Source organism: Luteibacter sp. TLI7-4A, assembly GCF_056754745.1.
This window is the reverse complement of the sequence record NZ_JBPGWO010000001.1, coordinates 2,520,647-2,547,223: the sequence shown is the minus strand read 5'-3', so window position 1 is coordinate 2,547,223 and position 26,577 is coordinate 2,520,647. Positions and strand designations below refer to the sequence as shown.

Sequence of the window (26,577 nt, the reverse complement as noted above, 5' to 3'; positions counted from 1 at the left end):
GGAAGAGTCAACGAAAGGAGAGGTACTTGTGGCCAAAATAGCTCGTGAAGACCGGGACGGCGACGCCGACTGCGTGAGCGCACAGTTCCAGTTGCCACGTCCATCCCAGCACCGGGAGAAGCCAGCGCGCCAGCAGCAGGCTGATGACAAGCGTCTGCGCCACGGCAAACAGGTTTACGATGATGAACCATATCGCCTGATGGCGTAGCGGCGTTGTGGTCTCGCGGAAGACGAACAGGCGGTTCAGGCAGAAGGCCGTCGTCATGCCCAGAAGGTAAGCCACGACGATCGCGACCGCATAGCTAAGCCAGAGGCTAAAGACGATGCGGGAACTGAAGTTCACAGCCGCCGCGGTCCCACCTACCAGTACGAATAGCAGGAACTGTTGACTCACCCGGGACTTGCTCTTGGGAGACGCTGCCGTGCCGGCAGTCACGACACCGCCTCGCGAGCCATCATTCGGCCAAAATCGATGCTCTCGGAGATGCCGCGGTCTTCTGGGTAGTAGTGCGACGTATCGGCCACCCACAGACCGTCGATGGGTAGCTTTCTCGAGGGAATGCTGTCCAGGTACCCGGGTGGGCAGATCGGTTGTGCATAGCGGTAACGGTTGGCGCGGATATCAATGAAGTCGTCGTCAGTCAGGGACGGATTGATCATCTTGAGGTAGCGGCGCACCTTCCCCGTGAACACTTCGTCGGCGTCGCCGTACTTTGGATGTTCTCCGGGCATATAGAACGGGACGTACACCACATGATGATCGAGGGGGCGCAGGTTGGTGTATTCCACCAGGCCCGGGATATCCATGTCGTCGTCGTTCGTATTGAGCCAGAAGTTCTCGGTGACCTGCCTTTTCAACTTTGCGATGACGCAGACGACGGCAACATTTTTCAGTGCGGAGAACTTCTCGCGAATATCGCTCGGAAGGTCCGGCATCAGGCGCGGGACAAACGGCAGCGGAACGGTGCTGATGACCTTATCAAATGATTCAGTGCCGTTGACCGTCTCTAGCCCCCTGACCGCGCCACCCTCGATGACGACCTTGCGCACCGGCGTTGAGAGCCGGATCTCGCCGCCGTTGCTTTCGATCCACGCCTTCATACCGTTGAGCAGTGTGTCGGAACCACCTTCGAGATAGCCTAACTTTTCTCGAAACAAGTCGTAGCGCGAAGTGCCAATACGGCGAATGCGGCTCCAGATCCATGCGGCCGACAAGTTGTCACTGTAGTCGTAAAACTTGTAATCGAAAAGGCGCTGCCACAACACGCGCCAGGCCTCTTCGCCAACCCAGCGGCGAATCCAGCTGGTAGCCTCGACATGGTCGAGAGGACGCCAGTCCTCGCGCTTGCGCTTCGTGGACAGGAAGGCGTGCAGCCCGTAGCGGACTTTGGCCACCATACCCAGTCCTTTGAACTTCAGCAAAGCAATCGGGTTACCCCAAGGCTGCAGTCGCTTGTTGTACCAGTAGCCCATCTTCGTTTCGGTCCAGTGCATGCGGTTGGCGAGGCCAAGCTCGTCCAGCATGGTGAGGAAGCCTGAATCCGAAATACAGTGGAAGTGGTAGTAGCGTTCAATGCTCAGGCCGTCGAAATCGAAGCACGCAGTCATCCCACCCACTCGGTCGTCGGCTTCGAACACCACGGGGTGGTGCCCGTCGCGGGCTAGTTGATAGGCGACAGCAAGACCCATCGGGCCTGCGCCAAGGACGGCGATGCGTTGTGGCTGGGTCATGGTGAACGATCCGGTGGTCGCGCGTCAGCGCTTCAGGACAATGACGGAATAACGGGGGTCGCAATAGCTTTCACGAACAGCATCGGCAAATGGCGTCTGCTTCACTCCAAACACGGCTTCCGTGTCGACGCCCTTGAAGTCATCGCCCGCGCTTAGCGCTTTGAGCTGGCTCTCAGTAAACGGCGGCTTGCCACTGAATAGTGCGAATACGCGAAGCAGGAAGCCAAATAGCCCATACGGAATGTGCAAGATGAAGGTCTTCAGTCCCTTCGCCCGCTTGATCGTATGGATGATGTCAACATAGTCGATGCGGGTATCGCCGACCACGTCGTACACCTCCCCATTGCGTTCGCGCACGATGCAATCCGCGATGCAGCGGCAGAAGTCGCGTTCGTAGAGAGGCTGGCGCATGTAGCGACCGTCGCCGGGGATCGGGAACACTGGGGTTTTTGCCATGAATCGTGACAGCCAGCCAAAGTGCTTGGGATCGAACCAGCCGAACATGAGCGTCGGCCGAAGCACACAGTGGCGGATGCCCGACTCGACGACCAGCTTCTCTTGGGCCTTCTTGGTGTTCGTATAGTCATCGTTGGAAACGGACACGACCACCGATGAGCTGATGTGCACCAGGTAAGGCACTTGGTGACGTTTGAGCGCGTCGAGCACGATGCGCGTGGCGTCGATGTTGTTGCGGACGAACTCTTCTGTGAACTTGCTCGTGATCTGCGCGTGCAGTTGGACTACGCACGCCGCTCCGGTGAACGCGTTCTCCCAGTCGCCCGGCACCGCTACGTCGGCCTCGATGGCGACGACGTCCGGATGCAGTTCACGCAGAATGCCCATGTTGTAGGCATGCTTGTCGATAGCGACGAGCGGGCTGAACCCCTGGCTCTTGAGCTCGACGATAAGGTTCTGGCCGACGAGTCCCGCGGCACCGGTGATGACGATCTTGCTGTTCTTGTCTGCCATGGTCAGAGGCTAAGGCGCTTGAAGAGGAATTCGGGAATGCTGCGAATGATTGTCATGATGCCGAACCAGAACCAGGGCAGGTACACCACCGAACGGCCATTATCGACAGCTTTCACGATGCCGGACGCGATGGCCTCGGGTTTCGCCCAGAGGGCGCCTTTCTTGAACTCGCGAGTCATAGGCGTATCGACGAAGCCGGGCTTGATGGTGATGACGTCCACGCCATGCTTGGCCATGCGTTGGCGCAAGCCGCTGAGGAAGGCGGATACCGCAGCTTTGGCCGAGCCATACAGGTAGTTGCTGGAACGACCACGGTCGCCAGCGACCGAAGAGATAACCGCGATGCTGCCGCGACCCGCCTGTTGCATGCGGTTGGCGATGAGCGTCAGCAAGGCGATGGTCGAAGTGCCATTGGTAGCGAACTCGGTCAGTGCCGTTTCCACGGATGCTTCGCACGCCTTCTGGTCTGGCAATGTGCCGTGGGCGATGAGCACAACGTCGACGTCGCCCAGGTCAGCCCAGGCGGCATCGAGGACGGCGGCATGCGCGGATACGTCGTTTACATTCAGGCTTCCGTGGCCGATCTCCGCTGCACCGCGGATACGCAGGTCTTCGGTGATGGTCTTGAGGCGATCGGCGTTACGCGCGACCAGATGCAGCCGTGACCCACGCTCGGCATAGACGCGAGCCGTGGCCTCGGCGATGGCGGATGTGGCGCCGATGATCAGAACTCGTTGCATCGTTACTCCGTGACCCTACGCCAGAAACTTGAAGAAATACCCGGATCGACGAACCGGGAGAATGCCTCCCACCGCGGGAAGTAGCGACGGAAATGCCCACCGGACATGCGAGCATCCTTCGCTGGATAAACAGCACCACCAACGGCGTCCACGATCGCGTCGAGGCGGTCGAGCAGCGCAAACGTCGGCGCGCCACCGTTCGGGAAATCCAGGGCCAGCGTGGCGCCAGGCCGCGGAAACGACAGCATGCCCAGCGAGGGTCTATCGCCGAACTGTTTGAGCACCGCGAGGAACGATCCCGCGCCACCGGCTGAAATATTCGAAACCAGTTCGGTCATGGTGGCTTCGGCGGCTTCCGGCGGCACGATGCACTGATACTGGAGGAAGCCCCGGGGGCCGTAGATCCGGTTCCAGTTGGCGATGCTGTCCAGCGGATAGAAGAACGGTTGGTAATGCGTCGTCGCGTGGACTACCGACTTCCGCTGGCGATGATAGTAGAGCTGGTTGAACGCGCGCAGACTGAGCGGGTTGATCAGCGAAATCGGCGGTGTGAACGGCACGCCGAGCGTCCTGCTTCCTGCCGCTGGACGCGAGTCGGGGCTGGCCGGTGCGTGATTCGCACGGCTGAACAGGCCTCGCCCCAGCGCTTTCCCACTCGCCACGCAGTCGATCCACGACACCGTGTACTCGTAGTCGCGATCGGACGCGCGTGAGAGCTCGAAAAACTCCGAGAGGTTGCCGAACCGGTGGTTTTCCGTGGACATCCAGGGCCCGGCGATGCGCCGCAGCTGGATAGTCGCGCACGTCACAACGCCGGTAAGACCAAGGCCGCCGACGGTCGCCGCAAACCAGTCCGCGTTTTCCGTGGGGGTGCAGCGCAAGCGCGTGTCATCGGTACGGAGCAGTTCGAACGCGAGCACATGGTGGCCGAACGTCCCCGCGCGATGATGATTCTTTCCGTGTACGTCGTTGGCAATGGCGCCACCGACCGTGACGAAGCGCGTTCCGGGAGTGACCGGAAGAAACCATCCCTGCGGCACGGCCAGGTCTAGGATCTCGGAAAACAGCACACCCGCTTCACAGGTGAGAACGCCGTTGGCCGGGTCGAATGCGATGAAGTGATCGAGGCCACGCGCAGCCAGCAATACGCCACCGTCATTCAGGCAGCTATCGCCGTAACTGCGAGCGTTGCCCAGTGGAAGGACAGGCAGGTTGCTCTTCGGCAAGGGGGCGTGGCGGTCCGCGAGGGCGACGACCTGCTCGGTCGTCACCGGATAGCGACCCCAAGAGCGTCCCACGGTCGCCATCAGATGGCCGCGGCAACGATGACTGCAGCAATCACGCCGAGGACCTGGCTGGTCCGGTCCAGTACGGCGAACACTACCGGATCGTCGTGCATGACGCCACGATGGGCGATAGCCCAGGTGCGGCTGATCCAGTAAAGCAGAAGCGGGCAGAGCATCCACAGGTAGTGCGGATGACGATAGAGTGACATGCTTGCCGTGCTGTCGACATAGAGCGCGAGCACGAGCACCGCGAGATAGCCGCTCGAGCTGCCCATCGACTGTATCAGCGGGATGTCGTCGACGTCGTAGCCGCGACCGCTGGCCGTGACCTTGCCGCTGGCTTGTAGGGCGAGGAGTTCGGTGTAGCGTTTGACCATGGCTAGGCTGAGAAAGATGAACATCGAAAAGGCGAGCAGCCAGAACGACGGCTTGGTGTGTATGGCCGCGATGCCAGCAAGGATACGCGTGGTATACAAGGTGGCGAGCACGACTACATCGAGCATCATGATCCGCTTCAGCCGGATCGAGTACGCGCTCGTAAGCAAGTAATAGCCCAGAAGTACTGCGACGAACTGGTGCGAGACGAAGAAGGCCAGCCCGAACCCCGCGATGAGCAACAGTGCCGCTGCGATCGGACCGGCGATCAACGGAAGCGTACCAGCCGCGAAGGGGCGGTTGCGCTTGCGGTGATGTTGCCTGTCGGATGGCAGGTCCAGCAGGTCGTTGGTTAGATATACACTTGATGCACACAGCCCGAAGCACATGAATGCCAGCAGCGTTGTCGCCAGGGCATCGATTTCGAACACGCGGTGCGATGCGAGCATCGGCAGAAAGACGAGGACGTTCTTGATCCACTGGTGCACGCGCAGAGCCTTGGCCCATGCCTTGATGCCGCCAGCGCGCACTTCGAAACGCTTCTCGACCGAGGCGATCTTGGCGGCAGCCTTCGAGAGCGCGTGGCCGCTCTCAACGACAAGCGCGGCGCGGGCGTGCTTCCACACCGCCAGATCGATCGGCGCGTTGCCGATGTAATCGAAGCTCTTGTCGCCGAAACGATTGACGAGTGCTTTGGCCTTGTTCGATCCTGACAGGTTGATATCGCCATCACTGGCGATGACCTCATCGAAGATGGCCGTGTGTTCGGCGACGGGTGTCGCCAGCTTTACGTCGGAAGCGGTGCAAAGTACGACATGCCGCTCCGAGCGTTGTTCACTTACCCACGCGATCAGTTCCTGGTTATATGGGAGTGTAGCGGGGTCCAACTCCACGCGCTGCGCAATCTGTCGCTTGAGATGTGCCTTGCCCCGGAGGAACCAGCCGAGCATGGAAAAAATTGCCAACGGCTGGCGGGCAAGCAAGGCCAGCGATGACTCGACTAACAAGTCGGATCGGATAAGTGTTCCATCCAGGTCGACGCAAAGAGGTATACCACCCTTCGCTGCGTGATCCATCGCCGTGACCGCCATTTGCATCCCCTTTCAAGCATAACGGCCGCGACACGCGTCGCGGCCTCTCGCACAAGACCCTGGGCGCTGCGGCGCCTGGTTGTATAGATCAACCAATCGCCGCCTCCAGCTCCGGAAGAATCTTGAACAGATCCCCCACCAGACCGATATCCGCAATCTCGAAGATCGGCGCTTCGCCATCCTTGTTGATCGCGACGATCGTGCCGGCGTCCTTGATACCTGTCAGGTGCTGGATCGCGCCCGAGATACCGATCGCCATATAAAGCTCCGGCGCGATGATCTTGCCCGTCTGGCCAACCTGCATCTCGTTCGGGCAGTAACCGGCATCAACCGCGGCGCGCGAAGCACCCACGCCTGCACCGATCTTGTCAGCAAACTTGTAGATGATCTCGAAGTTTTCCTTCGAGCCCACTCCCCGGCCACCGCTGACCACCTTGGCGGCGCCCTGCAGATCTGGACGGTCGCTCTTGCCCTGCTGCAGGTTCACGAAGCGCGTGTGCGAGGGCAGGGTGGCGTCGACGGTCAGTGCTTCGACCGGAGCGGAGCCATTCGAAGCAGCCGCCGGCCACGAGGCCGTGCGGATCGTGGCAACGACGGTCGAGGCCGCGTCCACGTCCACCGTGACGATGGCGTTGCCGGCGTAAATGGGGCGCTTGAAGCTGTGCGCACCTTCCACGCTCATCACGTCGCTTACCTGCGACACGCCAAGCAGGGCGGCTACACGCGGGGCGAGGTCCTTGCCGAAGGTGGTCGAAGGCGCGAAGACGTGGGTGTAGCCGGCAGCGAGCTTGGCGATCTGGGGCGCGAGGATGGCGGCCAGGGCATGCGCATTCTCGGCGCGGGCCACGGTCAGCACCTTGCTGACGCCGTCGATTTTCGCGGCTTCGAAGGCGACAGCGTCGGGCGCGTCAGATAGCACGATGACGTCGATGGAGTCCGGCTTGACGGCAACAGCGGCGCTGACGGCACGAGCCGTGGCGCCATTGAGCTTGCCATCGAGGTGTTCGGCGATAACGAGGATCTTGGACATGTCGGTTCTCCGGTCGGCTGCTTTACAGCAGGCCCTTCTGCTTGAGGGCCGCGACGAGTTCGGCGGCGTCCTTCACCATCACACCCTTGCTGCGCTTGGCTGGGGCGGCGTAGTGCGTGGTCTTGATGTGGTCGGCGGCATCGATGCCCAGCGAGTCCAGCTTGATCACGTCGATCGGCTTGGCCTTGGCCTTCATGATGTCCGGGAGCTTGATGAAGCGGGGCTCGTTCAAGCGCAGATCCGTGGTAATCACGGACGGGAGGTCGGCTTCGATGGTCTCGAGGCCGGCGTCCACTTCACGGGTGACTGTGGCCTTGCCGTCGGCAATCTCGACCTTGCTGGCAAACGTCGCCTGGGGGCGGTCCCACAGGGCGGCCAGCATCTGGCCCGTCTGGTTGGCGTCGTCGTCGATGGCCTGCTTGCCCAGGATGACCAGGCCGGGCTGCTCTTTCTCAATGAGCTTGAGAAAAGTACGGGCGGCGGTCAGCGGGGACACGGCATCGGCGGTCTGGACGTGGATGGCCCGGTTGGCGCCCATGGCCAGGCCGTTGCGCAGGTGGGCCGTGAGGTCCACCGGGCCGATGCCGACCACGATGACTTCCTCGGCCACGCCCTTCTCGCGCAGACGCAGGGCTTCTTCGAGAGCGATGTCGTCGAACGGGTTGGCGGAGAGCTTCACGCCGTCCGTGACCACGCCGGTGCCGTCAGGTTTCACCTGGATACGGACGTTGTAATCCACGACGCGCTTGTAGCCGACCAGAATCTTCATTCGGGGTTCCTGTGGAAAAAGGGCGCCCGGGGGCGCTCAACGTAGAGGTAGACGGGGCATTCTAGCGAATCTCGGCCGAAGGGCCGAAACTTACGATTGTTGGGCGTATGGATACGGTCCGTGGGGCTCTGGGTCACCTACGATCGAAGCCGCCGTGGCCATGCGGAATCCGAGGCCGGACGCTGAAAGTGACACGGCCCGCTCGACGGCATGCGCCATCGTGCCGTCCACCTGGCCTGCCTCGGCAGCGAACTCGGCTTCGGTCAGCGGAGCGTCGATCAGCGGCGTCAACGCGGTCAGGCGGCACCAGAACATGCTTCCTGCCACAAAGCTGGCCAATGGGTCCGGGGCCTGCGCCAAGCCAGCCAACGAACAAAGGTAGGCCAGGTTTCCAGCATTCGCCCCCACGAAGGAGGCGAGCGGCTGGACGTGACCCTCGGCAGCCACCAAACCCAGATCCGGCTGGGTGCTGAAGGCTTTCGCGATGGCATTGGCGCGGAGCGGCGCGACTAGTCGCTCAAGGAGTTCAGCACGCCACGAGGCACCGTTCTCGCGATGCGTCGACCGCTTGGTATGCAGCTTGAGGACCACGTCCTCGCCCTCGTCAAGCAAACGCGCTGCCACCTTCAGGAACGGCAGGATGTCCCGCCCTCGGTTGGGCGATACGAACAGTTCCGCGTCGAACGACAACCTGGAGAGCTCGCGCCGGACGGCATCTTCGCGCTCGGTGGGCACGGTGAGGACGACGCGGAAGGGTAGCCCCGTCGCCCGGATCGCGTTGACGATTTCCTCCAGCAGTTCCACGTACCAGACGTGGACCACGGTACAGGGACGCTTGGGCGCGATTGCCTCATTGGTGAGTGCCCGCCGGATCGCCTCGAGCCACGCGTAACCGTATTTCGTATCGGGCTCGAGGACAGCTCCTTCGGCCCATTCGTTCCAGGCGTTCACAAAGACGAGGGGCGTGATGGGCGTGCGGCGCCGCGCGACTGCGATCGCTTCGCGAGTCCACGAAGAAAACGCTCGCGGCGTCGCGTACACGAGGCTGCGTCCGCGTCCGGCACGGCGCGCTTCGTTGTCCCAGCCCGGGTTCACCCCGGGATAGAGCAGGTAGGAGGGTTCCGGCGCGGTGACGCTCGCCTTTGCGAGCTCGCGCCAGTCCAGCACCTGGCCGGTGAAATCAGGATTGATCAGTCGCTTGGTCGCGGTGATAGGAGTGAGACTGGTGTTGTTCGGCGGGAACGCCACGGCGGCATCGAAACCGATGCTGGACGGATCGACATTGTCGAAACTCTGCACGTACGCGAGATGGATCTCGCCGATGCCGTTCTCGCGGCACCATGCACGCCAACGCGTCGACGTGGCACGCGGTTCCGGAAGCAGGCCCGGCCGATAGACCAGCAGCATGGGTTTGCCGTCGACGCGCAGGTAGCGTGCATCGCGCAGGTAGGGCGCCACGTACGCGATAAAGGCGAGATCGTCTTCGGCGCTATGCTTCTGGCTGATCAGCAGGTCTTCTTCGCGGCCATCCCAACGGCGGGACCAGTTTTCGTTGGCCCAGCAGAGGCAGATCGGCAGGTCGAGCGACGGATCGTCCAGCCATTGCCGCAATGGCGCTTCGAGCAGCGTCTTGCCCGCAAACCAGTAGAAATACGTACAGAATGCGCCGACGCCGTATTCGCGCGCGAGCGTCATCTGCTCGCGCATCACCTGCGGCAGGCGCAAATCGTAATAGCCAAGGTCGGTTGGAAGCTTTGGCTGCAGGTGTCCCTCGAACTGCGGCAGCGCCCGCGTGACGTTCCGCCACTCGGTGAAGCCCGGACCCCACCAGCGATCATTCTCGGGGATCGGGTGGAACTGCGGGAGGTAGAAGGCGACGACGGTCGCGGGCAACGGGTCGGGCAAGGAGGCATGCCGCCGCTCCACGTAGCCGAGCGTGCGGTGGGCCGCATGATCGTACGGTCGCATCGACACCGTGGTGGCCGCCTGGCCAACGGGACCTGCAGGGACGAGATCGGCGTGACGGGCAAGGAAACGCTGGCGCAGGCGGTCCCGCGTCGCGGCGGGCATGGGTGTGAGCCGGAAGCCGAGGCGAAGGCTGCGAAATACCAGGGAGCGTAGGCGGTGTTTCAAGGGCATGCTCAGAGTATCGCGCGACGCAGCGCGTCACGTGCCGCTTCGGCGGAGAAGTGGGCACGGACGTTTTCGACCGCATTGTCGGACAGGGACGTCCAGAGTGACGTGTCGCGGACAAGACGCAGGTAGGCGGACGCAAACGCTTCGGCCGTATCGGCGACCAGCACGTCCACGCCGCTCTCCAGCCTCATTCCTTCGACCGCCACGGTGCTGGCGATCACGGGCAGTCCATGACTCATCGCCATGTTGATCTTCCCCTTAACTCCCGCGCCGAACCGTAATGGCGCGATCGCGGCCAGCGACGAAGACATCAAAGGCTCGAGATCGGGCACGCGACCGAGCATGTGGAGGCCTGCGTCGGATAGCAAACGGCGATTTCCTTCAGGTACGTCACCTGCGACGAGGATGTTCGCGCCAGGCGCCACGCGTCGCAGCGCCGGCAGGATCTCCGATACCATCCAGTTCATGGCATCCGCATTCGGCGGATGACCGAACCCTCCGACGAAGAGCAGGTCGCGACGACCATCATGACCGCCGGTCCGGCCATATACCTCGTGGATATTCGAAAGAAGCTCGACATTCGCGCTCGGTATCAGTCTGCTCAGCAAGTCCCGTTCGTAGTCGCTAACGACGAACGTGGTATCCGCTTCGGCAATCAGTTTCAGCTCCTGCTCTCGCGTTGTCGCCGCCTGCCGTGCCAGCGATGCGTTACCCCCACGCTCCGCCGCGCGCTCCTCGCGCAGGAAGTGTAGGTCCACCGTGTCGAAGATGACCTTTGCGTCGGGCGCATGCCGGCGAACGAAGCTCGTGTACTGCGAGGCGACCATGTGCCGGCTGAGGATCGCCGCATGCAAGTCCTCAGCAAAACATAGCAGCCAGGACGGAACGCCATCCACCCAGGGGCGCGCGATGACCTCGATGCCGAGGCGGCCCAGTTCCCGGATCCCTCCATCGTCGGCGCGGCCATCGTCTGGCGCGAACACGACGTGCCAGCCGTCTTCGACGAGCAGGCGCATCATCGAGATCAGGCGCAACGAACCCGAGTCGCGCGACGCATCCGGCGTCGCCACATCCACGACTAGGATAGTGCCGCGTCGTTTCGCCTTGGTCACGAGGGCGAGTGGCGTACCCGCCGCCGGCTGGGTGGTCAGCGCCGTGCGCCATTTGTCGGCGAACTTCCTCTGGTTGATAGCCTGGAACCGTTTCATCCCGGTTTCCATGCGGCCGTCGGAGCTGACGCCCTCCGCGTGCACTACAACGCTGGTCGGCACATACCACACCGAATAACCCGCCGCACGGGCGGCGAAAGCGAGGTCGGTATCCTCGTAATAGCCCGGAGCGAAGCGCGAGTCGAAGCCACCCAACTCGGTGAAGACGGCGCGGCGAATCGCGAGCGAAGCCCCCGACACATAATCTACCTTGCGCGCGTAGCGCACGGCGGGATCGCTGCGGGAATCGAAGCGACCAATGTTCCATGCCGACGCATCGGCGAACACCCAGGCGCCGGCTTCCTGCAGGCGGCCATCGGGATAGACAAGCTGGCTGCCGGCAATGCCACAGTCGGCACGCAGTTCGAAACAGCGGAGCAGTTCCTCGCTCCAGCCCGCCATCACCTGCGTGTCGTTGTTGAGGAAAATCAGAAACTCGCCGTGGGCTGCCACCGCGCCGGCGTTGCAACTGCCGACGAAACCGAGGTTGCTGGCGTTACGTAAAAGGCGAATGCCCGAGACACGGGCCAGCGTACCGGCGCTATCGTCGGGCGACGCATCGTCCACGACGATGACTTCGAAGGCATCCGTCGGCGGACAGGCGGCGATTGAGCGGAGGCAGGCCAGCGTGTATTCGAGCTTGCCGTAGACGGGAATGACGATGGAGATTCGCGGCTGTTCGCTGGACGGTAGCGCAAACGGTTCGAACGCTACGTCCAACGGCAGCAGGCTAAGCGAATCATCCACCTCGGGTCGCGAGGCGAACTCCTGCGAGATGCGCGATATCGTTCCGCGCCATCCGCGCAGAGCAACGCTGGAACGAAGCCGCTGCGCAATGGAAACGGCTCGTCGGTAACGCCAGGTAAGCTTTCCGGACACGTCGTCAAAGGTTCTGATAGTTCGGACCCGAGCCACCTTCCGGTGTCACCCAGGTGATGATCTGGTAGGGATCCTTGATGTCACACGTCTTGCAGTGCACGCAGTTCGCCGAGTTGATCTGCAGGCGTTTACCGGCGTCATCCTGGACGATCTCGTAGACACCTGCCGGGCAGAACTTCTCGCAGGGATTGCCGTATTCTGTGGTGCAGCGGTCGATACAGATCGAGGTATCGGCCACCTTCAGGTGCACCGGCTGGTCCTCGTCATGCTCCGTCGCGGCGAAGTAAACGCTCGCAAGCCGGTCGCGCGGGGCCAGCGTCCGATCGACATAGTCCTTCTTCGGCGCTTCGTACTTGCCGAGCTTGCCCAGGGCCGACCAGTCCGCATGGTTCTTCAGCGTCCACGGCGAGCGCCCGCCGGTCACCGTTTCCCATGCCGCATTGATCAACCCCCACCACAGCCCCTTGTTGAAGCCGGGGCGGATGTTGCGCACCTTCTTCAGTTCATCGAGGACGGCGGAGCCGCGCAGCTTCGCATCCCAGCCGGCGGGTGACAGCTGCGACGCGACGAGGTGTTCGGCGGCGAGCATGCCCGAGGCGATGGCCTGGTGGGTGCCCTTGATCTTCGGCACGTTGACCAGGCCGGCGGAATCGCCGATCAGGATCGCGCCCGGCATCTCGACCTTCGGCAGCGACTGCCAGCCGCCTTCGATGATGGCGCGCGCACCCGCCGAGACGATGCTGCCGCCATCGAGCAGGCCCTTCACGTTTGGGTGGTGCTTGAACTGCTGGAACGCCTCGAACGGCGAGAAATTCGGATCGGGGTAGTCCAGGCCCACCACGAAGCCGACCGCCACGCGGTCGTTGTCCAGGTGATACAGGAAGCTGCCGCCATAGGTGTCGCTGGTCAGTGGCCAGCCGACGGTGTGCACCACCTTGCCGGGCTCGCCCCGGCCGGGCGGCAGCTGCCAGAGTTCCTTGATGCCGATGCCGTAGGTCTGCGGATCGCTGTCGGCATCGAGGTCGAACTTCTTGATCAGCGATTTGCTGATATGGCCGCGGCAGCCTTCGGCCAGGACGGTGACCTTGGCCCGGATGTCGATGCCCTCGGTGTAGCCGGGCTTGTGGCTGCCATCACGCGCGACGCCCATGTCGCCGATACGCACGCCGTTCACCGCGCCGCCTTCGTCGAACAGGGCCTCGGCCGCGGCGTAGCCCGGGAACACATCCACGCCCAGCGCCTCGGCCTGCGGCGCCAGCCAGGCGCACAGGGCTCCGAGGCTCACGATGAAGTTGCCGTGATTGTTCATCTGCGGCGGCGTCATCGGCAGCCTGGTGCCGGAGGCGTGGTCGCGCAGGAACCAGAACTCGTCCCTGGCCACCGGCACGCAGACCGGCGGCGGGTTCTTGCGCCAGTCGGGCAGCAGGCGGTCGAGCGGAGCCGGCTCGATGACGGCGCCGGAGAGGATCTGCGCGCCGATCGTCGAGGCCTTTTCGATCACGCAGACCGATACCTCGGGATTGAGCTGTTTCGTACGAATGGCGAACGCCAGGCCCGCCGGGCCGGCCCCGACGACGACGAGGTCGTATTCCATGGTTTCGCGTTCGCTCATGGCTGGCTCACTCATCGGCTGGCTGCGGAATCAACCCGGCATTGTCCGGTTTCGCCGGGAGCGGGGCAAATCGGCGTTTCAAACATCAGGGGTTGCACGATCTTCACATGGCGCGTTCATAATCGTCCCACGTGCAAGGAGATTTCATGAATACGATGCCGCCGGTCGCCGATGTCGACATGCGACGGGCCACACTGCTGCAGATCCTGCATTGGCTGGCCATCGGAAGGGTCCAGCCACAGGCCCTTTCCGACGTTTACCAGGGCGCCATCGAGCGCCTGAACCCCCGGCTCAACGCTTTTGCCGACTACAGCGTCTCCCTGATCCAGGAACAGGCCCTGGCGGCGGACAGGCGGCGTCGCGACGGTGTCATCGGCCGTCTCGATGGCCTGCCGATCGCCATCAAGGACAATTTCGACGTGGCCGGGGTGCCCACGCGGGCCGGCATGCGTCGACGCACCGTCGTGCCCGAGGAAGACGCCCACATCGTCGCGCGGCTGCGCGCGTCGGGGGCCGTGCTGGTGGGCAAGACCAACATGGACGAAGGTGCCCTCGGCCTGACCACGAACAACCCGTTCCATGGCGCGACGCACAATCCGCATCGCCTGGGCTATACGGCGGGCGGATCATCCGGCGGCGCGGCCGCCGCCGTGGCCGCCGGGCTCGCGGTCGCGGCCATCGGCTCGGACACCCTCGGTTCGATCCGCGTACCCGCCAGCTATTGTGGTGTTTACGCGCTCAAGCCCACCCACGGCGAAATCTCGACCCGTGGTCTCGTACCTGCCGCCCGCCGCCTCGACGCCGTAGGCCTGCTCGCCCGTGGCGTGGACGACCTCACGGTGCTCTTGCAGACGCTGGCCGGCTATGACGCCGACGACGCGCGTTCCCGCCGCCGCCGCGTCGCCTTCTCGCCGCCGGATTGGGAGCCGGGCAATCTCCGCGCGGGCTTCCTGCCAGATCTCGCGGCCGTGGGTGTGGAACAGGATGTCGTCGATGTGTTCAACGACGCCCTGTCGAAGCTGAAGGGCGAGCTGGGCGAACGCCGGACCGTGGATTTTTCCGACTGGGATTTCGCCCGGACCCGCCGCGCCGGCCTCCTGCTGATGGAAGCGGAAATGCTCAACACCTTCGCGGCCGAACTGGCCGACGAGGCCTACCCGGTATCGAACGGTTTCCGTGACATGGTCGGTTTCGCGGCGAAGAAGTCCGCAGCCGACTACGTGGCGGCCGACCTCGTGCTCGACGCGGCCACGTTGAAGATGCGCCGCCTGTTCGCCCAGGTCGATGTGCTGGTGCTGCCCACGACGCCGCAGGGCGCGTTCCCGCTCGATGGACCGGTGCCGTCCTCGCAGGCCGACCTGTGCAGCTTCGCCAGCCTTGCCGGTTGCCCGGCCGTGAGCATTCCCATGGGCACCTTGTCCAACGGCATGCCGATCGGCCTGCAGTTGGTCGGCGCGCGCGGCTCGGATCTCCGCTTGCTCGAACTGGCCGGCGTATGTGCGTCCTCGCTGGACGCCGAGCCGGCTTACCCGGTGGAGCCGGCCTGAACTCCGGCTGGCATCGCATCGCGCTACCCGGCGCGGACGTCACGTTCGCGCCGGCGTGGCTGGGCCGCGAAGAGGCCGATGCCTTGCTCGCGCGGCTGCTCGATGAATTGCCCTGGGAAGTGCATCGCATCCGCCTGTTTGGCCGTCTCGCGGATTCGCCTCGGCTGAGCGCCTGGATCGGCGACGAGGACGCCACGTACCGCTATTCGGGCACGCGCTTCGTGCCGCATCCATGGACGCCGGCGTTGGCGACGCTGCGCGAGCGCGTCGCCGAGGCGTGCGGCGGCCGCTTCAACAGCGTCCTGGCGAACCTGTATCGCGATGGCGGCGACCGCATGGGTTGGCACAGCGACGACGAACCGGAGTTGGGTCCGGAGCCATTGATCGCTTCCTTGAGCCTGGGTGCCGAGAGGACGTTCCGTTTCCGGGCGAAAGCGGGCGGCGAGCCGGTGGCGATCGATCTGCCGCATGGCAGCCTGCTACGGATGGCTGGAGGCACGCAGCGCTTGTACAAGCATGAGTTGCCGGTGCGGAAGCGGGTCGCGGGGCCGCGGGTCAACCTCACCTTTCGGTGTATCGGGGAGCTTCGCCGCTGAAGCGGCTCCCACAAGGGCATCGCCGACAGGGTCGGCTCCCACTACATCAGGTTCCCACCAAGCACAGCAGGTTCCCTCCGGGCACGGCGCGCTACCACCCACCAGGCATGGCGCGCCTGGTGGGAGCCGACCCTGTCGGCGATGCTCTCGTGCGACAACTTATTTCGCCGGCACCGTCTGCAACGTCCATCCCACCACGTCCGCCGACACCTTATCCATCGCCCGTCCGAACGCCTCGACCACCCGCGGCACCTCCTTCCCATCGACGGGCTCGTGCACCTCGAAGCGACGGCTGCCCACGATCTGGTGCTTGCGCGTGCTCGCCAGTACCGCGTCGTAGCGGATCACCACTTCCGGCTTGCCGCCCACGTACTCGGTCTGGAACGCTCCCAGCCCGCCGCCCAGTTCGTAGTCGGCCGCGAGGTTGCTGTCGTCCGTGCTGATCGCGGCGACGCGCCCGGTATCGCGGAAGGCATCGGCCAGGCGTTCGCGGAAGAGGTGCGGCGAGGTATCCGCCCAGCGGGCGCCGCCGTACACCGTGATGGTGTTCGATTCCGGCACGACCGCGATGCGCGAGTTGTCCAGCGCGCGCGGCGCATTCGGTGCCGCGACGCGCAGTGCCCAGCTCACCGGTGCTGGCGAGGCGGGGCGAGCGCCGGGCGCGGCCGGCAACGTATAGATATGTGGCGTTTCCGCCTTGGGCAGGATCGAGCACGCCGTCAGTAGCGCGAGAACCAACGGAGCGGCGAGGCGGGCACGGCTCATGGGGTGAACTCCTTGGTCTTTTCGCGGCCGAACAGATAGCCGCTGGGATTCTCGTCGAGGCGACGCGTGATGGAACGCAGAGAGCCCAGCGTGTCGCGCAGTTCGCGCAACGCGGGCTCGAGTTCGCCCAGGCTCGCGGCACCACCATTGATCGCATCGCTGTTGTCGTTGAGCAGGCGGTCGACCGACGCCATCGAATGCTCCAGCGAAGCCATCGCACGCTGCGCGCTTTCCAGCGTCGCCTTGCCCTGGCCTTCGATGAGTCCGTTGGCGTTGTGCACCAGGGTACGGCTCTCGGCCAGCGTGTCGTTGGCCTGTTGGGTGGCCAGGGCCAGTTGCTTGATAAGGGAACGGATGTCCTCTCGCTCGTCCGCGATCACGCCCGTGGTCTTGTCCAGGTGATCGAGGGTGTTCTCGATCCGGTGCACGTTTTCCTTGGAGAGGAGTTCGCTGGCCCGCGCCGCGGCCTGGTTGATATTGGTGATGAGATCCTCGCCATTGGCCAGCAGGCGGGCGAAGGGGGAGGGATCGGCGATGATCACCGGCACTTCGCCATCGTGGCCCACCAGCAGCGGGCTGCCCGGCGAGCCGCCGGAAAGCTGGATGATCGCCACGCCGGTCACCCCGGTCAGGGCGAGCTTGGCATGGGTGTCCTTGCGCAGCGGCGTGTCGCCCTCCACGCGAACACGGGCGAGCACGCGGCGCGGATCTTCCGGGTCCAGACGCAATTGCATGACGTCGCCCAGGCGGATGCCGTTGTACTGCACGGCGCCACCCTTGGAGAGGCCGGTCACCGCCTCGTTGAAGACGATGTCGTAGTAATTCCACTCCTGGTCCGAATGCGCCTTTGCCAGCCAGACACCGAAGCCGAGGCCGAAGAGGACGACGAGGACGGTGAACAGTCCTATCAAGACATGATGGGCACGGGTTTCCATGGTCTTCAGTCCTTGCCGGGATGAGCGGCGCGGGTGGCCGCGCGGCCGCGCGGTCCATTGAAATAAGCCTGGACCCAGGCGTCGTCGGTGCGGGCCACGTCGTCGATCGGCGCGGCGGCCAGCACGCGCCGTTGCGAAAGCACGGCGACGCGATCGCAGGTGGAATACAAGGTATCGAGGTCGTGGGTCACCAGGAACACCGTGAGACCCAGCGCGTTGCGCAGGGTCACGATGAGGCTGTCGAACGCGGCGGCGCTGATCGGATCGAGCCCGGCGGTGGGCTCGTCGAGGAACAGGATCTCCGGATCGAGGGCCAGTGCGCGTGCCAGGGCCGCCCGCTTGATCATGCCGCCGGAAAGCTGCGAGGGATATTTTCTCCCCGCATCCACGGGCAGGCCGGCCAGGGCGAGCTTCACCCCGGCCAGCCGTTGCGCATCCACGCGGGGCAGGCCCGCATGCTCGACCAGGGGCAAGGCCACGTTCTCCGCCACCGTAAGGGAGGAGAACAGCGCGCCGCTCTGGAACAGCACGCCGAAGCGTCGCTCCACCCGGGACCGCCGTTCGTCCGACAGGGCGAGCAGGTTCTCGCCGAACACGCGCACCTCGCCGGCCACCGGCCTCACCAGCCCGACGATCGTGCGCAGCAGCACGGACTTGCCGGTGCCCGAGCCCCCGACGATGCCGATGATCTCGCCTCGATAGACGTCGAGGTCGAGGTTCTCGTGCACGGTCTGCGACCCGAAGCGGTTGACCAGCCCGCGGACCTCGATGACGGTCTCGCGCGTCACCAGCCCATCTCCATATAGAAGAGGGCGGCGAGCGCATCGAGCAGGATCACCACGAAGATCGATTGCACCACGGCCGAGGTGGTGTGTTCTCCGACGGACTGCGCGCTGCCGGAGACCTTGAAGCCTTCCATGCAACCGATCACGGCGATCATGAAGGCGAAGACGGGCGCCTTGGCGATGCCGACCAGGAACTGGGTCAGCGAGATGTCCGCCTGGAACATCGACAGGAACATCGATGGCGACATCTTCAGCACCGCCATGCAGACCACCCCGCCGCCGACGATCCCCGCGATCATCGCCAGGAAGGTCAGCAGCGGCAGGGCCACGAGCAGGGCGAGTACACGCGGCAGCACCAGCAGCTCCACCGGGTCGAGACCGAGGGTGCGGATGGCGTCGATTTCTTCCCGGGCCTTCATCGAGCCGATCTGCGCCGTGAACGCACTGGCGGTCCGGCCCGCCAGCAGGATGGCGGTGAGCAGTACGCCGAACTCGCGCAGGAAGGCGAAGCCGATCAGGTCCACCGTGAACAGGCTGGCGCCATAACTCGCCAGCGCGGTCGAGCCGAGGAAGGCGACCACGCAGCCGACCATGAAGGAGAGCAGGGCGAGGATAGGCACCGCATCGAGGCCCGTCTGTTCGATGTGCGACACCAGCGAGGTGACCCGCCAGCGGCGCGGCCGCCATGCCGTGGCGAGGAAGCCCTGCAAGGTGATGCCTATGAAGGCCAGCAGCTTGGCGGTCTGCTTCCAGAACCCCTGCATGGCCTTGCCGATGCGCTCCAGCGCGGCGACGAAGCCGGCATCGCGAGGCCGTTTCACGCCCGTGCAGTAGGTATCGATGGCATCGCCCACGGTCTTCAGCAGCGCGCGGCGCGCTGGCGGAAGGGCTTCGTCCTGGGCCAGGGCCTGGGTGCGCGAGCTGCCCAGCAACTCGGCGATGACGAAGGCGCCCGAGGTGTCCATGGCGCCCAGCTGGTGGATGTCGACGGCGACGCCGGTGTCGATCGACCCGGCCAGCTCGTTCGCGCGGTGCTGGAGGTTGGAATAGTGGGCCAGTGTCCAATCGCCGGCGATGGTCAACCGCGTCCCGCCCGTGTCGCGGGTGAGCGTGGCCGAGCCGGGGAGGGGGGTACTGTCGCCATGCGCCAAAGGCTAGCAGGACTACCGCACGAAATCGCCGATGCTGCGGCCGCGCTTGGACTGGAACCGCCCGGGGCCCGATAATGCCAGGCTGCACCCGCCGCCATTCCCCTGCAAGGTACGACGATGACCGACAAGACCGCACTCAACGCCACCCACCGCGAGCTCGGTGCCCGCATGGTCGACTTCGGCGGCTGGGACATGCCCATCGCCTATGGCTCGCAGATCGAGGAGCATCACGCGGTCCGCAAGGACGCCGGCATGTTCGACGTATCGCACATGACGGTGGTCGACCTCACCGGCGATCGCACCCGCGAGTTCCTTCGCAGGCTCGTGGCCAACAACGTCGACAAGCTGGCCAAGTCCGGCAAGGCGCTCTACACCTGCATGCTCGACGAGAACGGCGGCGTCATCGACGACCTCATCGTTTATTTCCTGCGCGAGGATTTCTTCCGCCTGGTCGTCAACGCGGCGACCCGTGCCAAGGATCTGGCCTGGATCGAGAAGCAGGCGGCCAGCTTCGGTGTCACTGTCCGCGAGCGTCCCGAATTCGGCATGATCGCCGTGCAGGGGCCGAATGCCCGCGCGAAGATGATCGGCCTGCTTCCCGAAGAGGTTCGCGAGAAGGCCACCAAGCTCGGCAAGTTCGCGGCCATCGAGATCGAAGGCCCCAACGGCATGCCCCTGTTCCTCGCCCGTACCGGCTACACCGGCGAGGACGGATTCGAAGTGGTGGTACCCAACACGCGCGTGGTGGAGCTGTGGAACCTTCTGCGCGAGGCGGGCGTCGCCCCGGCCGGCCTGGGTGCGCGCGATACGCTGCGCCTCGAAGCGGGCATGAACCTCTACGGCCAGGACATGGACGAGACGGTGACGCCATGGGAGGCTTCGCTGGCCTGGACCATCTCGCTGGACGAAGGCCGCGACTTCATCGGCCGTGCCGCGCTCGAGAAGCAAAAGACGGCGGGCGTGCCGCGGGTCATGGTCGGGCTGGTGATGGACGACAAGGGCGTATTGCGCCACGGTCAGAAGGTGCTGACCTCCGCCGGCGAGGGTGAAATCCTTTCGGGCGGTTTCGCGCCCACCCTGGGCAAGTCCGTGGCGTTCGCCCGTGTGCCCGCCGGTGAACCGGGACAGGTGCGCGTGGATATCCGTGGCCGTGAAGTGCCGGTGCGCGTGGTGAAGTTTCCGTTCGTCCGCGACGGCCAGCCGATGCCGGGCATCGTCGACTGATTCCTCTCTGTAGGCACCGGAGTGGAGGAGTGGCCGTCGGGCCACCCCTCCACCGACCTCACCGGGACTTCACGACATATGGTGCGAGCACCATCTTCGCCTCGCCCCGCGCGCCGACCAGCGGCGCCACATCACTGCCGTACTTGCCACCGCGCTCGATCACGTAGAAGGAATCCACGTAGTCGGCATCGTTCTGGAACCACTTTTCGTCCATGGCGTTGATGATCTCGGCACCTACCTTCGATACGCCGGCGACGATCAGCGCGGGCGGTGCGCCCGGGGACACGACGAGCGCCAGGTCCCCGACCGCCTTGGTAACGGCCATGGCGAGCGCCTTGAAGTTCGTGTTCCCGTCTTCCTCGAAGAACTGCACGTTGACGTAGTTGGTCCCGTAGTCCGTCCAGTTGATGAGGTCCATGCCGGGCTTGTACCAACGCTTGTCGTGGTCCAGCCATGGCATGTCCTTGGTGACGAGTCGCGGTGTCCCGTCCGGTGCCACGCCGGAGACGATGGCGAAGATCTCCGCGTCGCCCTGGATGTTGGGCTCGTGGTCGTTTTCCAGCCGGATCTCCCGCAGGATCGTCAGTTCTTCCGATGCGTTGACCGCGCGCGAGCTGCCGGCGGCGGTGGGGGCCTGCATGCCGCTGTTGCGGAGGACCTCGTTCATGACGGTCATGCCGGCCTGGAGCGCCGCCGAACTGTCCGACTCCACGATCAACATCGGTACGTCCGGGGCCGCATCGAGCGAGAACCGCTGCTCACGCCCGGAGGGGGCGTAGGCCACGAGCTGCTTCTGGCCGGTGGCCAGGTCCTTGCTGACGGTCGCGGTCCAGAAGCCGCGGATGCTCGTGATCGGCTGGCCCTTGTCCACACCATGTACGCGAATATCGAAGAGGGCGTCCAGTGCGCCATCGAGACCGCGCAGGCGAATGGCCTGCCGCTCCAGGTCGCGCAGGTCGGTCGTCACGTTTTCCCTGGCCTGCGTTCCATGCCCGGCGTAGTTGCGTAGCACGTCGGCCAGCGGCGCCTTACCCTTGCTCAATTGTTCCCGAAGCGTGGCGTCGAAGGAGGGATCGTTGACCAGCGCGGCGATGGCCTTCGCCGTTTCTTCCCGTGCCTGGTTGACCGAGGTGACCTCCGCGGCCATGAGCGGCGAAGAAAGGGCGAGGGCGAGGGCCGCGCCGACGAGGGTGAGATTGAGGATCCGTTTCATGGGTAGTCCTTGATATGGGTTCGCGGCTCGCACCGCGGGGGATGTGGGCTGTCACCTCATTGCAGGGGAAGGTGAGGCCGATGCGGCGTCGTCGAGGTCGAGCCGCATGGATAAGGTAGTCGCCCGCGCCGACGGTCTTCTGTCGGTGGAAGCGTGAGGTTCGTGTCGGCGAAAGACTTGTGCGCCGCCCCGGCTCGAACCACAGGGCACTTCTTTTTTCCCCGCGGCCAGCCCGAACGCTTTCCTGAAACGCATAGAACGGTACAATCGGCCGTCACATCAGCGACCGTCCCGAGACAACGAGGCATATACCCCATGAGCGAAATCCCTGGCGATCTGAAATTCCGGAAGTCCCACGAATGGGTCCGGGTCGAGGACGACGGCACCGTCACCGTCGGCATCTCCGAACACGCGCAAGAGGCGCTGGGCGATCTCGTCTACGTCGAACTGCCGGAAGTGGGCACGGAAGTCACGGCCGGCAACGGCGTCGCTGTCGTCGAATCCGTGAAAGCCGCCTCCGACATCTATGCTCCCGTTTCCGGCAAGGTCACCGCCGTGAACGATGTCCTCAGCGACAAGCCGGAGACGATCAACGAGGACGCGTACGGCAAAGGCTGGATCTTCAAGTTGGAGATCTCCGACAAGGGCGAACTCGACGACCTGCTCGGTCCGGATGAGTACGCCGAAGAGATCGAGAACGAAGATCACTGATCCCCTCCTCGAACCCCGAACATGGTGCCGGTCGACCTCGACCGGCATTTTTTTGTCCGTTTGGGCGGGTCCGGCAAAAATATTTTTTGCCCCCAGTTGAACTCCGTTCATCCCCCGGGAAGGGGTCCGACGACACCATCCAGGCGATCTCTCACGAGCGTCATCTCGTGTCCCCGCTTGTCGTCGTCGTTTCTCGTGGCGAACGAAAAATGCCTTTATTTAAGGCGTTTGCTGAACCGATATGTTTGCGCGGTATGTTTTGTTTTAGATGTCCAAATATCCGCGGTGCTCGTCGCGACGGGTGCGATCGCACCTCGGCGATGGCGGGGAAGGCCCGGCTATGCGTCCGCAAGGTCTTCAATTTAGAGCCAAAATTTATTGACAGCGGAAATGTTCAGGAATAGCTTTTGCGTCAATTGACGGGGAACCGGAAATGGAAACAGGAAAATTCATCAGGCCGTACGTGGAGCATGGTTCGAAAGCGGGCTCGGTAAGAAAGATCACAGTATCGATTCCGCTGCACATCCTCCGCCTGCTTTCCGATGAACGTACTCGCCGCCAGGTGAACAATTTGAGGCACGCTACGAACAGCGACCTGCTGGTCGAAGCGTTCCTCCACGCTTTTACTGGGCAACCACTGCCAACTGATGAGGAGCTGAGAAGAACTATGGCCACTGCCAAGAAAGCCACTGCCAAGAAGTCCGCCGCCAAGAAGGCGTCGAAGAAGTCCACCGTGAAGAAGACCGCCGCGCGCAAGTCGCCGGCAAAGAAGGCCTCGACCCGTAAGGTCGCGACCAAGAAGGCCGCGACCCGCAAGTCGCCGGCGAAGAAGGCTGCTGCTAAGAAGGTCGCCCGCAAGGCGCCCGCCAGGAAGGTCGCCGCCAAGAAGGCGGTGAAGAAGGCCGTTCGCAAGGCCCCCGCCAAGAAGGCCGCGCGCAAGGCTGCACCGCGCAAGGCTGCTTCGAAGAAGGTTGCCGCCGCCAAGGTGGTCCGCGCGACCAAGGCCGCCAAGGCCAAGTAAGCGTCACCTTCCAATAAGAAAGTACGTTTTGCGAATTAGCTCCCCGCGGTGCCCAGCGCGGGGAGTCACTTCGAAAACTTGACCCCGGCCTGGCCGGGGTCGTTCGTTTCTGGAGCAGGGGTTTTGCCGGCCCGGGAAAAGCTCCTAGGCCGCCCAACTGGATTCACGCGCCCATTACGGTTACCTTGTCGCCACATCGCGCTGCGGAGGACGGGGGGTTCTCCGCGTCAAGCCATCAGGGGGCGCGCGCCTTGCGGAGTCCGTTCTGTAACGCCATGGATAACCGTCATCGCTTTTCCGCGCGCTCGCGAGCCCGCGGCGCCGTCAATCCCGTCACCCTCGCCGTCATCGCCATCGTGCTGGCGCTCGCGGTCGCGGCCTGGTTCCTGATCATCAAGCCTTACCGCGATGCGGCCGCGGGCGTATCGCCGGTACCCACCGCCTCGCAAAAGGCGGCGGCCACCCGCGAGACGCCTCCGGCGAACGTGGACGCGCTCAGCGTCGACCAGCTGCTGGCCGAGGCGCGCACCGCGATGAACGAGCAGCGGCTCGTCGCCCCGGCGGGCAACAATGCCTTCGAGTTCTACATGAAGGTGCTGCAGAAACAGCCGGGAAATCCGGTGGCCGCGGATGCGCTGCGGGAGACGTTCTCCTACGGTGCCGCCGCCACGGAGCAGACGATCAACCAGCGTGACTTCAACGAGGCGCAGCGGGAAATCGATCTCCTGGCCAAGGCCGACCCCGAGAACTACACGTTGACGATCCTCCGCTCCAAGCTCGACGCCCAGCGCAAGACGCTGGACCGGGAGCAGCAGCAGGCGGTGGATGCGCAGAAAGCCCAGCTTGCCCAGCAGAATGCCGCCGCGGCCGCGAGGCTCCAGGCGGAGCAGGCGGCGGCCGCCGAAGCGCAGCGCCAGCAGGCGGCTCGCGAGCAGGCGGCACGCGTGGCCCAGCAATCTCAGGCGGCGAGCCCCACGACTCCCACGCGTCCGGCCGCCGCGGCGCCACGTGCACCCGCCGCGGACGCCGACGCCATCAGCGACGCCGTCCTCATCCGCCAGGTCAGCCCGCGCTACCCGACCGCCGCCATGCGTGCGAACCAGGAAGGCTGGGTGGACGTCGAGCTGACGGTGGGTACGGATGGCACGGTGACCAACGTCGCCGTGGTCGACGCGCAACCCAAGCACGTCTTCGACCGCTCGGCGATCGACGCCGTCAGCCGTTGGGAGTACAAGCCGGCCACGCGCAACGGCGAACCGATGACCGTGACGCTACGGCGGCGGTTGCAGTTCAACCTCGGCCGGTGACGACAAAACCAGCCGCGGCCGGTGCCGCGGCTGGATCAATCGGGTTTCTTCTTCCTGGCCGGCTTGGCCGCGCTCTTCTTCGCAGGTGTCTTGGCGGCGGCCTTCGCGCGTGATTTCGCTGGCGCCTTCGCGGCTTTCGCCACCGGTGCGGTACGCGCGGAACCTTCCACGCCGGCCCAGTCCACGTGCGGCAGGCCGAGCAGGCTGTCGAACACCATCGGCATGAGGCCGGCCGGGATCGGTCCCGCGGCGTTCCACATCGTCACCACGCCCGCGTGGTACTTGGGGAAGAAGCCGATCATGGTGCGGTAACCGGACACGGCACCCGCGTGGTAGATCAGGTCTTCGTTGGCGTACTTGAACACGCGCCAGCCGAGCGCGTAGTGCGCGTCGGTCACGCGTGCCCGGCGCCAGGGCAGCGAGCGCTCCTCGGAAGGCGTCGCCACTTCCGGTGCGTGCAGCACGTCGAGCAGGGGCGTGGGCAGCACGTCGGGACGCCCGCCCATCTGCGCCATCAGCCATTGCTCCATGTCGCGCAGGCTCGCATTCACGCCCGCCGCCGGGGCGACGCGGTAGTAGCTGTCGTTGGGCTCGTAGGGAATCCAGTTGTGCGGTCCGCCGCGATGGGGGCGGGCCCAGCTCTTGCTCGCCTCGAGCGCGTCGCGGCCGTAGCTGGCGGTGGTCATGCCCAGCGGCGCGAAGATGCGGCGCTCCACCTGGCGGAAGAAATAATCTCCCGTGACCGCGTAGACGACGTCGCCGATCATGCTGAAGGCGACGTTCTGGTACCCGTAGCATTCGCCGACCTTGCAGGAGAGATCGACCTCGTCGAGCTTGCGCACGAGTTCCTCGTACGGCGCGTCGGATTCGAGCATGGCGTCGTAGGTGTTGCGTGGCAGGCCCAGCCGTTGGCCGAGGATGTCCCTCACGGTGGCCTGTTGGGCCGCCTGCATGTCCTTGAGCTTGAAGTAGGGGATGGTGTCGATGAGCTTGGTGTCCCAGCTCAGGAACCCGGCGCGGACCAGCACGGCGGTGACGCCCGTGGCGAAGGCCTTCGACAGGGAGGCGAGGCGGAACACCGTTTCCGGCGTGGCGGGTTCCTTGGTCTTCGCGTTCGCGTAGCCGATGGCGCGTTCATACACGACCTTGTCGTCGACGATCACGGCGGTGACGATGGCGGGGGCGGCATCACGAGCCTCTGCGGCATCCAGCCACTGTTTGTAGCTTTCGACGGTCGCCTTGACCCGTTCCGCTGGCAGCCGGGAGGCTTCGGGGTCCACATGGACGACGGGCGGCTTCGGCGGCGGCGCGGCGAGCGCGAAGGGAGCGGCAACGGCGCAGGCGAAAGCGCAGGCGAGCAGGGAAGCGGAACGGAACGACATGCTTTTCTCGCGGGGTCGAGGCGTGGGGCACGCCGCGGAGTGGGGACGCCGGGAGGGGTCCGGACGTCGTTCCCGGCATTGTCTTTTACTTCCTCGTCCGCGACAACGGATGGT

The 26,577-nt window shown here is 64.5% G+C and carries 24 protein-coding genes; 7 read left to right on the top strand and 17 right to left on the bottom strand.

Annotation, left to right across the window (positions count from 1 at the left end; genetic code table 11):
• Positions 1-7: 7 nt before the first annotated feature.
• From ACR9Y6_RS11255 to ACR9Y6_RS11215, 9 genes are all read right to left on the bottom strand, one after another.
• On the bottom strand, positions 8-436 hold the full coding sequence (locus tag ACR9Y6_RS11255; protein WP_481281352.1) for a GtrA family protein: 429 nt from the start codon (positions 434-436) through the stop codon (positions 8-10).
• Positions 433-1,731 carry an NAD(P)/FAD-dependent oxidoreductase gene (locus tag ACR9Y6_RS11250; protein ID WP_481281351.1) on the bottom strand — a complete coding sequence of 433 codons (1,299 nt, stop codon included), beginning with the start codon at positions 1,729-1,731 and terminating at the stop codon, positions 433-435. Before ACR9Y6_RS11250 ends, ACR9Y6_RS11255 begins: the two co-directional genes overlap by 4 nt.
• 24 nt (positions 1,732-1,755) lie before the next feature.
• Positions 1,756-2,700, bottom strand: coding sequence for an NAD-dependent epimerase/dehydratase family protein (locus tag ACR9Y6_RS11245; RefSeq protein WP_481281350.1), 945 nt, complete (start codon positions 2,698-2,700; stop codon positions 1,756-1,758).
• Between the two features lie 2 nt (positions 2,701-2,702).
• Positions 2,703-3,440, bottom strand: a complete 738-nt coding sequence (locus tag ACR9Y6_RS11240) for an SDR family oxidoreductase (RefSeq protein ID WP_481281349.1) — start codon at positions 3,438-3,440, stop codon at positions 2,703-2,705.
• Between the two features lie 2 nt (positions 3,441-3,442).
• The gene (locus tag ACR9Y6_RS11235; protein ID WP_481282722.1) at positions 3,443-4,747 is read right to left on the bottom strand and encodes an FAD-binding oxidoreductase; all 1,305 of its coding nucleotides are present in this window, start codon (positions 4,745-4,747) and stop codon (positions 3,443-3,445) included.
• Positions 4,747-6,198 (bottom strand): UbiA family prenyltransferase, encoded by a 1,452-nt coding sequence (locus tag ACR9Y6_RS11230; RefSeq protein WP_481281348.1) that lies wholly within the window; start codon positions 6,196-6,198, stop codon positions 4,747-4,749. The genes ACR9Y6_RS11235 and ACR9Y6_RS11230 overlap by 1 nt, the downstream gene beginning before the upstream one ends.
• Before the next feature lie 82 nt (positions 6,199-6,280).
• On the bottom strand, positions 6,281-7,222 hold the full coding sequence (locus tag ACR9Y6_RS11225) for an electron transfer flavoprotein subunit alpha/FixB family protein (RefSeq protein WP_481281347.1): 942 nt from the start codon (positions 7,220-7,222) through the stop codon (positions 6,281-6,283).
• A 22-nt stretch (positions 7,223-7,244) separates the two neighbouring features.
• Entirely contained in the window at positions 7,245-7,991 is a 747-nt protein-coding gene (locus ACR9Y6_RS11220; protein ID WP_481281346.1) for an electron transfer flavoprotein subunit beta/FixA family protein, read from the bottom strand.
• A 90-nt stretch (positions 7,992-8,081) separates the two neighbouring features.
• Positions 8,082-9,959, bottom strand: a complete 1,878-nt coding sequence (locus ACR9Y6_RS11215) for a glycoside hydrolase family 99-like domain-containing protein (protein WP_481282721.1) — start codon at positions 9,957-9,959, stop codon at positions 8,082-8,084.
• Between ACR9Y6_RS11215 and ACR9Y6_RS11210 the strand changes: the two genes are divergently transcribed.
• Complete coding sequence (locus ACR9Y6_RS11210) at positions 9,903-10,112, top strand: hypothetical protein (RefSeq protein ID WP_481282762.1); 210 nt, start codon at positions 9,903-9,905, stop codon at positions 10,110-10,112. The two genes, ACR9Y6_RS11215 and ACR9Y6_RS11210, sit on opposite strands and share 57 nt — an antisense overlap.
• Positions 10,113-10,132: 20 nt before the next feature.
• Here ACR9Y6_RS11210 and ACR9Y6_RS11205 read toward each other — a convergent pair whose 3' ends face one another.
• Together ACR9Y6_RS11205 and ACR9Y6_RS11200 are read right to left on the bottom strand one after the other, a co-directional pair.
• Positions 10,133-12,082, bottom strand: a complete 1,950-nt coding sequence (locus tag ACR9Y6_RS11205) for a glycosyltransferase (protein ID WP_481281345.1) — start codon at positions 12,080-12,082, stop codon at positions 10,133-10,135.
• 136 nt (positions 12,083-12,218) lie between these two features.
• The gene (locus ACR9Y6_RS11200) at positions 12,219-13,826 is read right to left on the bottom strand and encodes an electron transfer flavoprotein-ubiquinone oxidoreductase (protein WP_481281344.1); all 1,608 of its coding nucleotides are present in this window, start codon (positions 13,824-13,826) and stop codon (positions 12,219-12,221) included.
• A 146-nt stretch (positions 13,827-13,972) separates the two neighbouring features.
• Here ACR9Y6_RS11200 and ACR9Y6_RS11195 point away from each other — a divergent pair, with 146 nt between their 5' ends.
• Together ACR9Y6_RS11195 and ACR9Y6_RS11190 are read left to right on the top strand one after the other, a co-directional pair.
• Positions 13,973-15,373, top strand: a complete 1,401-nt coding sequence (locus ACR9Y6_RS11195) for an amidase (protein ID WP_481281343.1) — start codon at positions 13,973-13,975, stop codon at positions 15,371-15,373.
• Positions 15,322-15,969: an alpha-ketoglutarate-dependent dioxygenase AlkB family protein gene (locus ACR9Y6_RS11190; protein WP_481281342.1), complete on the top strand. Its 648-nt coding sequence runs from the start codon at positions 15,322-15,324 to the stop codon at positions 15,967-15,969. Before ACR9Y6_RS11195 ends, ACR9Y6_RS11190 begins: the two co-directional genes overlap by 52 nt.
• 159 nt (positions 15,970-16,128) lie before the next feature.
• Here the strand turns inward: ACR9Y6_RS11190 and ACR9Y6_RS11185 are convergent, their stop codons facing one another.
• Genes ACR9Y6_RS11185 through ACR9Y6_RS11170 form a run of 4 tightly spaced genes read right to left on the bottom strand, consistent with a single transcriptional unit; the run spans position 16,129 to position 19,536 of the window.
• Positions 16,129-16,734, bottom strand: coding sequence for an ABC-type transport auxiliary lipoprotein family protein (locus ACR9Y6_RS11185; protein ID WP_481281341.1), 606 nt, complete (start codon positions 16,732-16,734; stop codon positions 16,129-16,131).
• The gene (locus tag ACR9Y6_RS11180) at positions 16,731-17,669 is read right to left on the bottom strand and encodes an MlaD family protein (RefSeq protein ID WP_481281340.1); all 939 of its coding nucleotides are present in this window, start codon (positions 17,667-17,669) and stop codon (positions 16,731-16,733) included. The genes ACR9Y6_RS11185 and ACR9Y6_RS11180 overlap by 4 nt, the downstream gene beginning before the upstream one ends.
• Positions 17,670-17,674: 5 nt before the next feature.
• Complete coding sequence (locus ACR9Y6_RS11175) at positions 17,675-18,457, bottom strand: ABC transporter ATP-binding protein (RefSeq protein ID WP_481281339.1); 783 nt, start codon at positions 18,455-18,457, stop codon at positions 17,675-17,677.
• On the bottom strand, positions 18,454-19,536 hold the full coding sequence (locus ACR9Y6_RS11170; protein ID WP_481281338.1) for an MlaE family ABC transporter permease: 1,083 nt from the start codon (positions 19,534-19,536) through the stop codon (positions 18,454-18,456). Before ACR9Y6_RS11170 ends, ACR9Y6_RS11175 begins: the two co-directional genes overlap by 4 nt.
• Positions 19,537-19,722: 186 nt before the next feature.
• On the opposite strand from ACR9Y6_RS11170, the gene gcvT reads away from it, so the two are divergent.
• Positions 19,723-20,829, top strand: coding sequence for a glycine cleavage system aminomethyltransferase GcvT (gcvT, locus tag ACR9Y6_RS11165; RefSeq protein ID WP_481281337.1), 1,107 nt, complete (start codon positions 19,723-19,725; stop codon positions 20,827-20,829).
• A 58-nt stretch (positions 20,830-20,887) separates the two neighbouring features.
• Here the strand turns inward: gcvT and ACR9Y6_RS11160 are convergent, their stop codons facing one another.
• Positions 20,888-22,042, bottom strand: coding sequence for a DUF3103 family protein (locus ACR9Y6_RS11160; RefSeq protein WP_481281336.1), 1,155 nt, complete (start codon positions 22,040-22,042; stop codon positions 20,888-20,890).
• A gap of 315 nt (positions 22,043-22,357) precedes the next feature.
• Here ACR9Y6_RS11160 and gcvH point away from each other — a divergent pair, with 315 nt between their 5' ends.
• From gcvH to ACR9Y6_RS11145, 3 genes are all read left to right on the top strand, one after another.
• Positions 22,358-22,753, top strand: coding sequence for a glycine cleavage system protein GcvH (gene gcvH, locus ACR9Y6_RS11155; protein WP_481281335.1), 396 nt, complete (start codon positions 22,358-22,360; stop codon positions 22,751-22,753).
• Positions 22,754-23,186: 433 nt separating this feature from the next.
• Entirely contained in the window at positions 23,187-23,774 is a 588-nt protein-coding gene (metJ, locus tag ACR9Y6_RS11150; RefSeq protein ID WP_481281334.1) for a met regulon transcriptional regulator MetJ, read from the top strand.
• A gap of 275 nt (positions 23,775-24,049) precedes the next feature.
• Positions 24,050-25,081 (top strand): energy transducer TonB, encoded by a 1,032-nt coding sequence (locus ACR9Y6_RS11145; protein WP_481281333.1) that lies wholly within the window; start codon positions 24,050-24,052, stop codon positions 25,079-25,081.
• Positions 25,082-25,116: 35 nt separating this feature from the next.
• On the opposite strand, the gene ACR9Y6_RS11140 is transcribed toward ACR9Y6_RS11145, so the two are convergent.
• On the bottom strand, positions 25,117-26,463 hold the full coding sequence (locus ACR9Y6_RS11140) for a serine hydrolase domain-containing protein (protein ID WP_481281332.1): 1,347 nt from the start codon (positions 26,461-26,463) through the stop codon (positions 25,117-25,119).
• Positions 26,464-26,577: the final 114 nt, after the last annotated feature.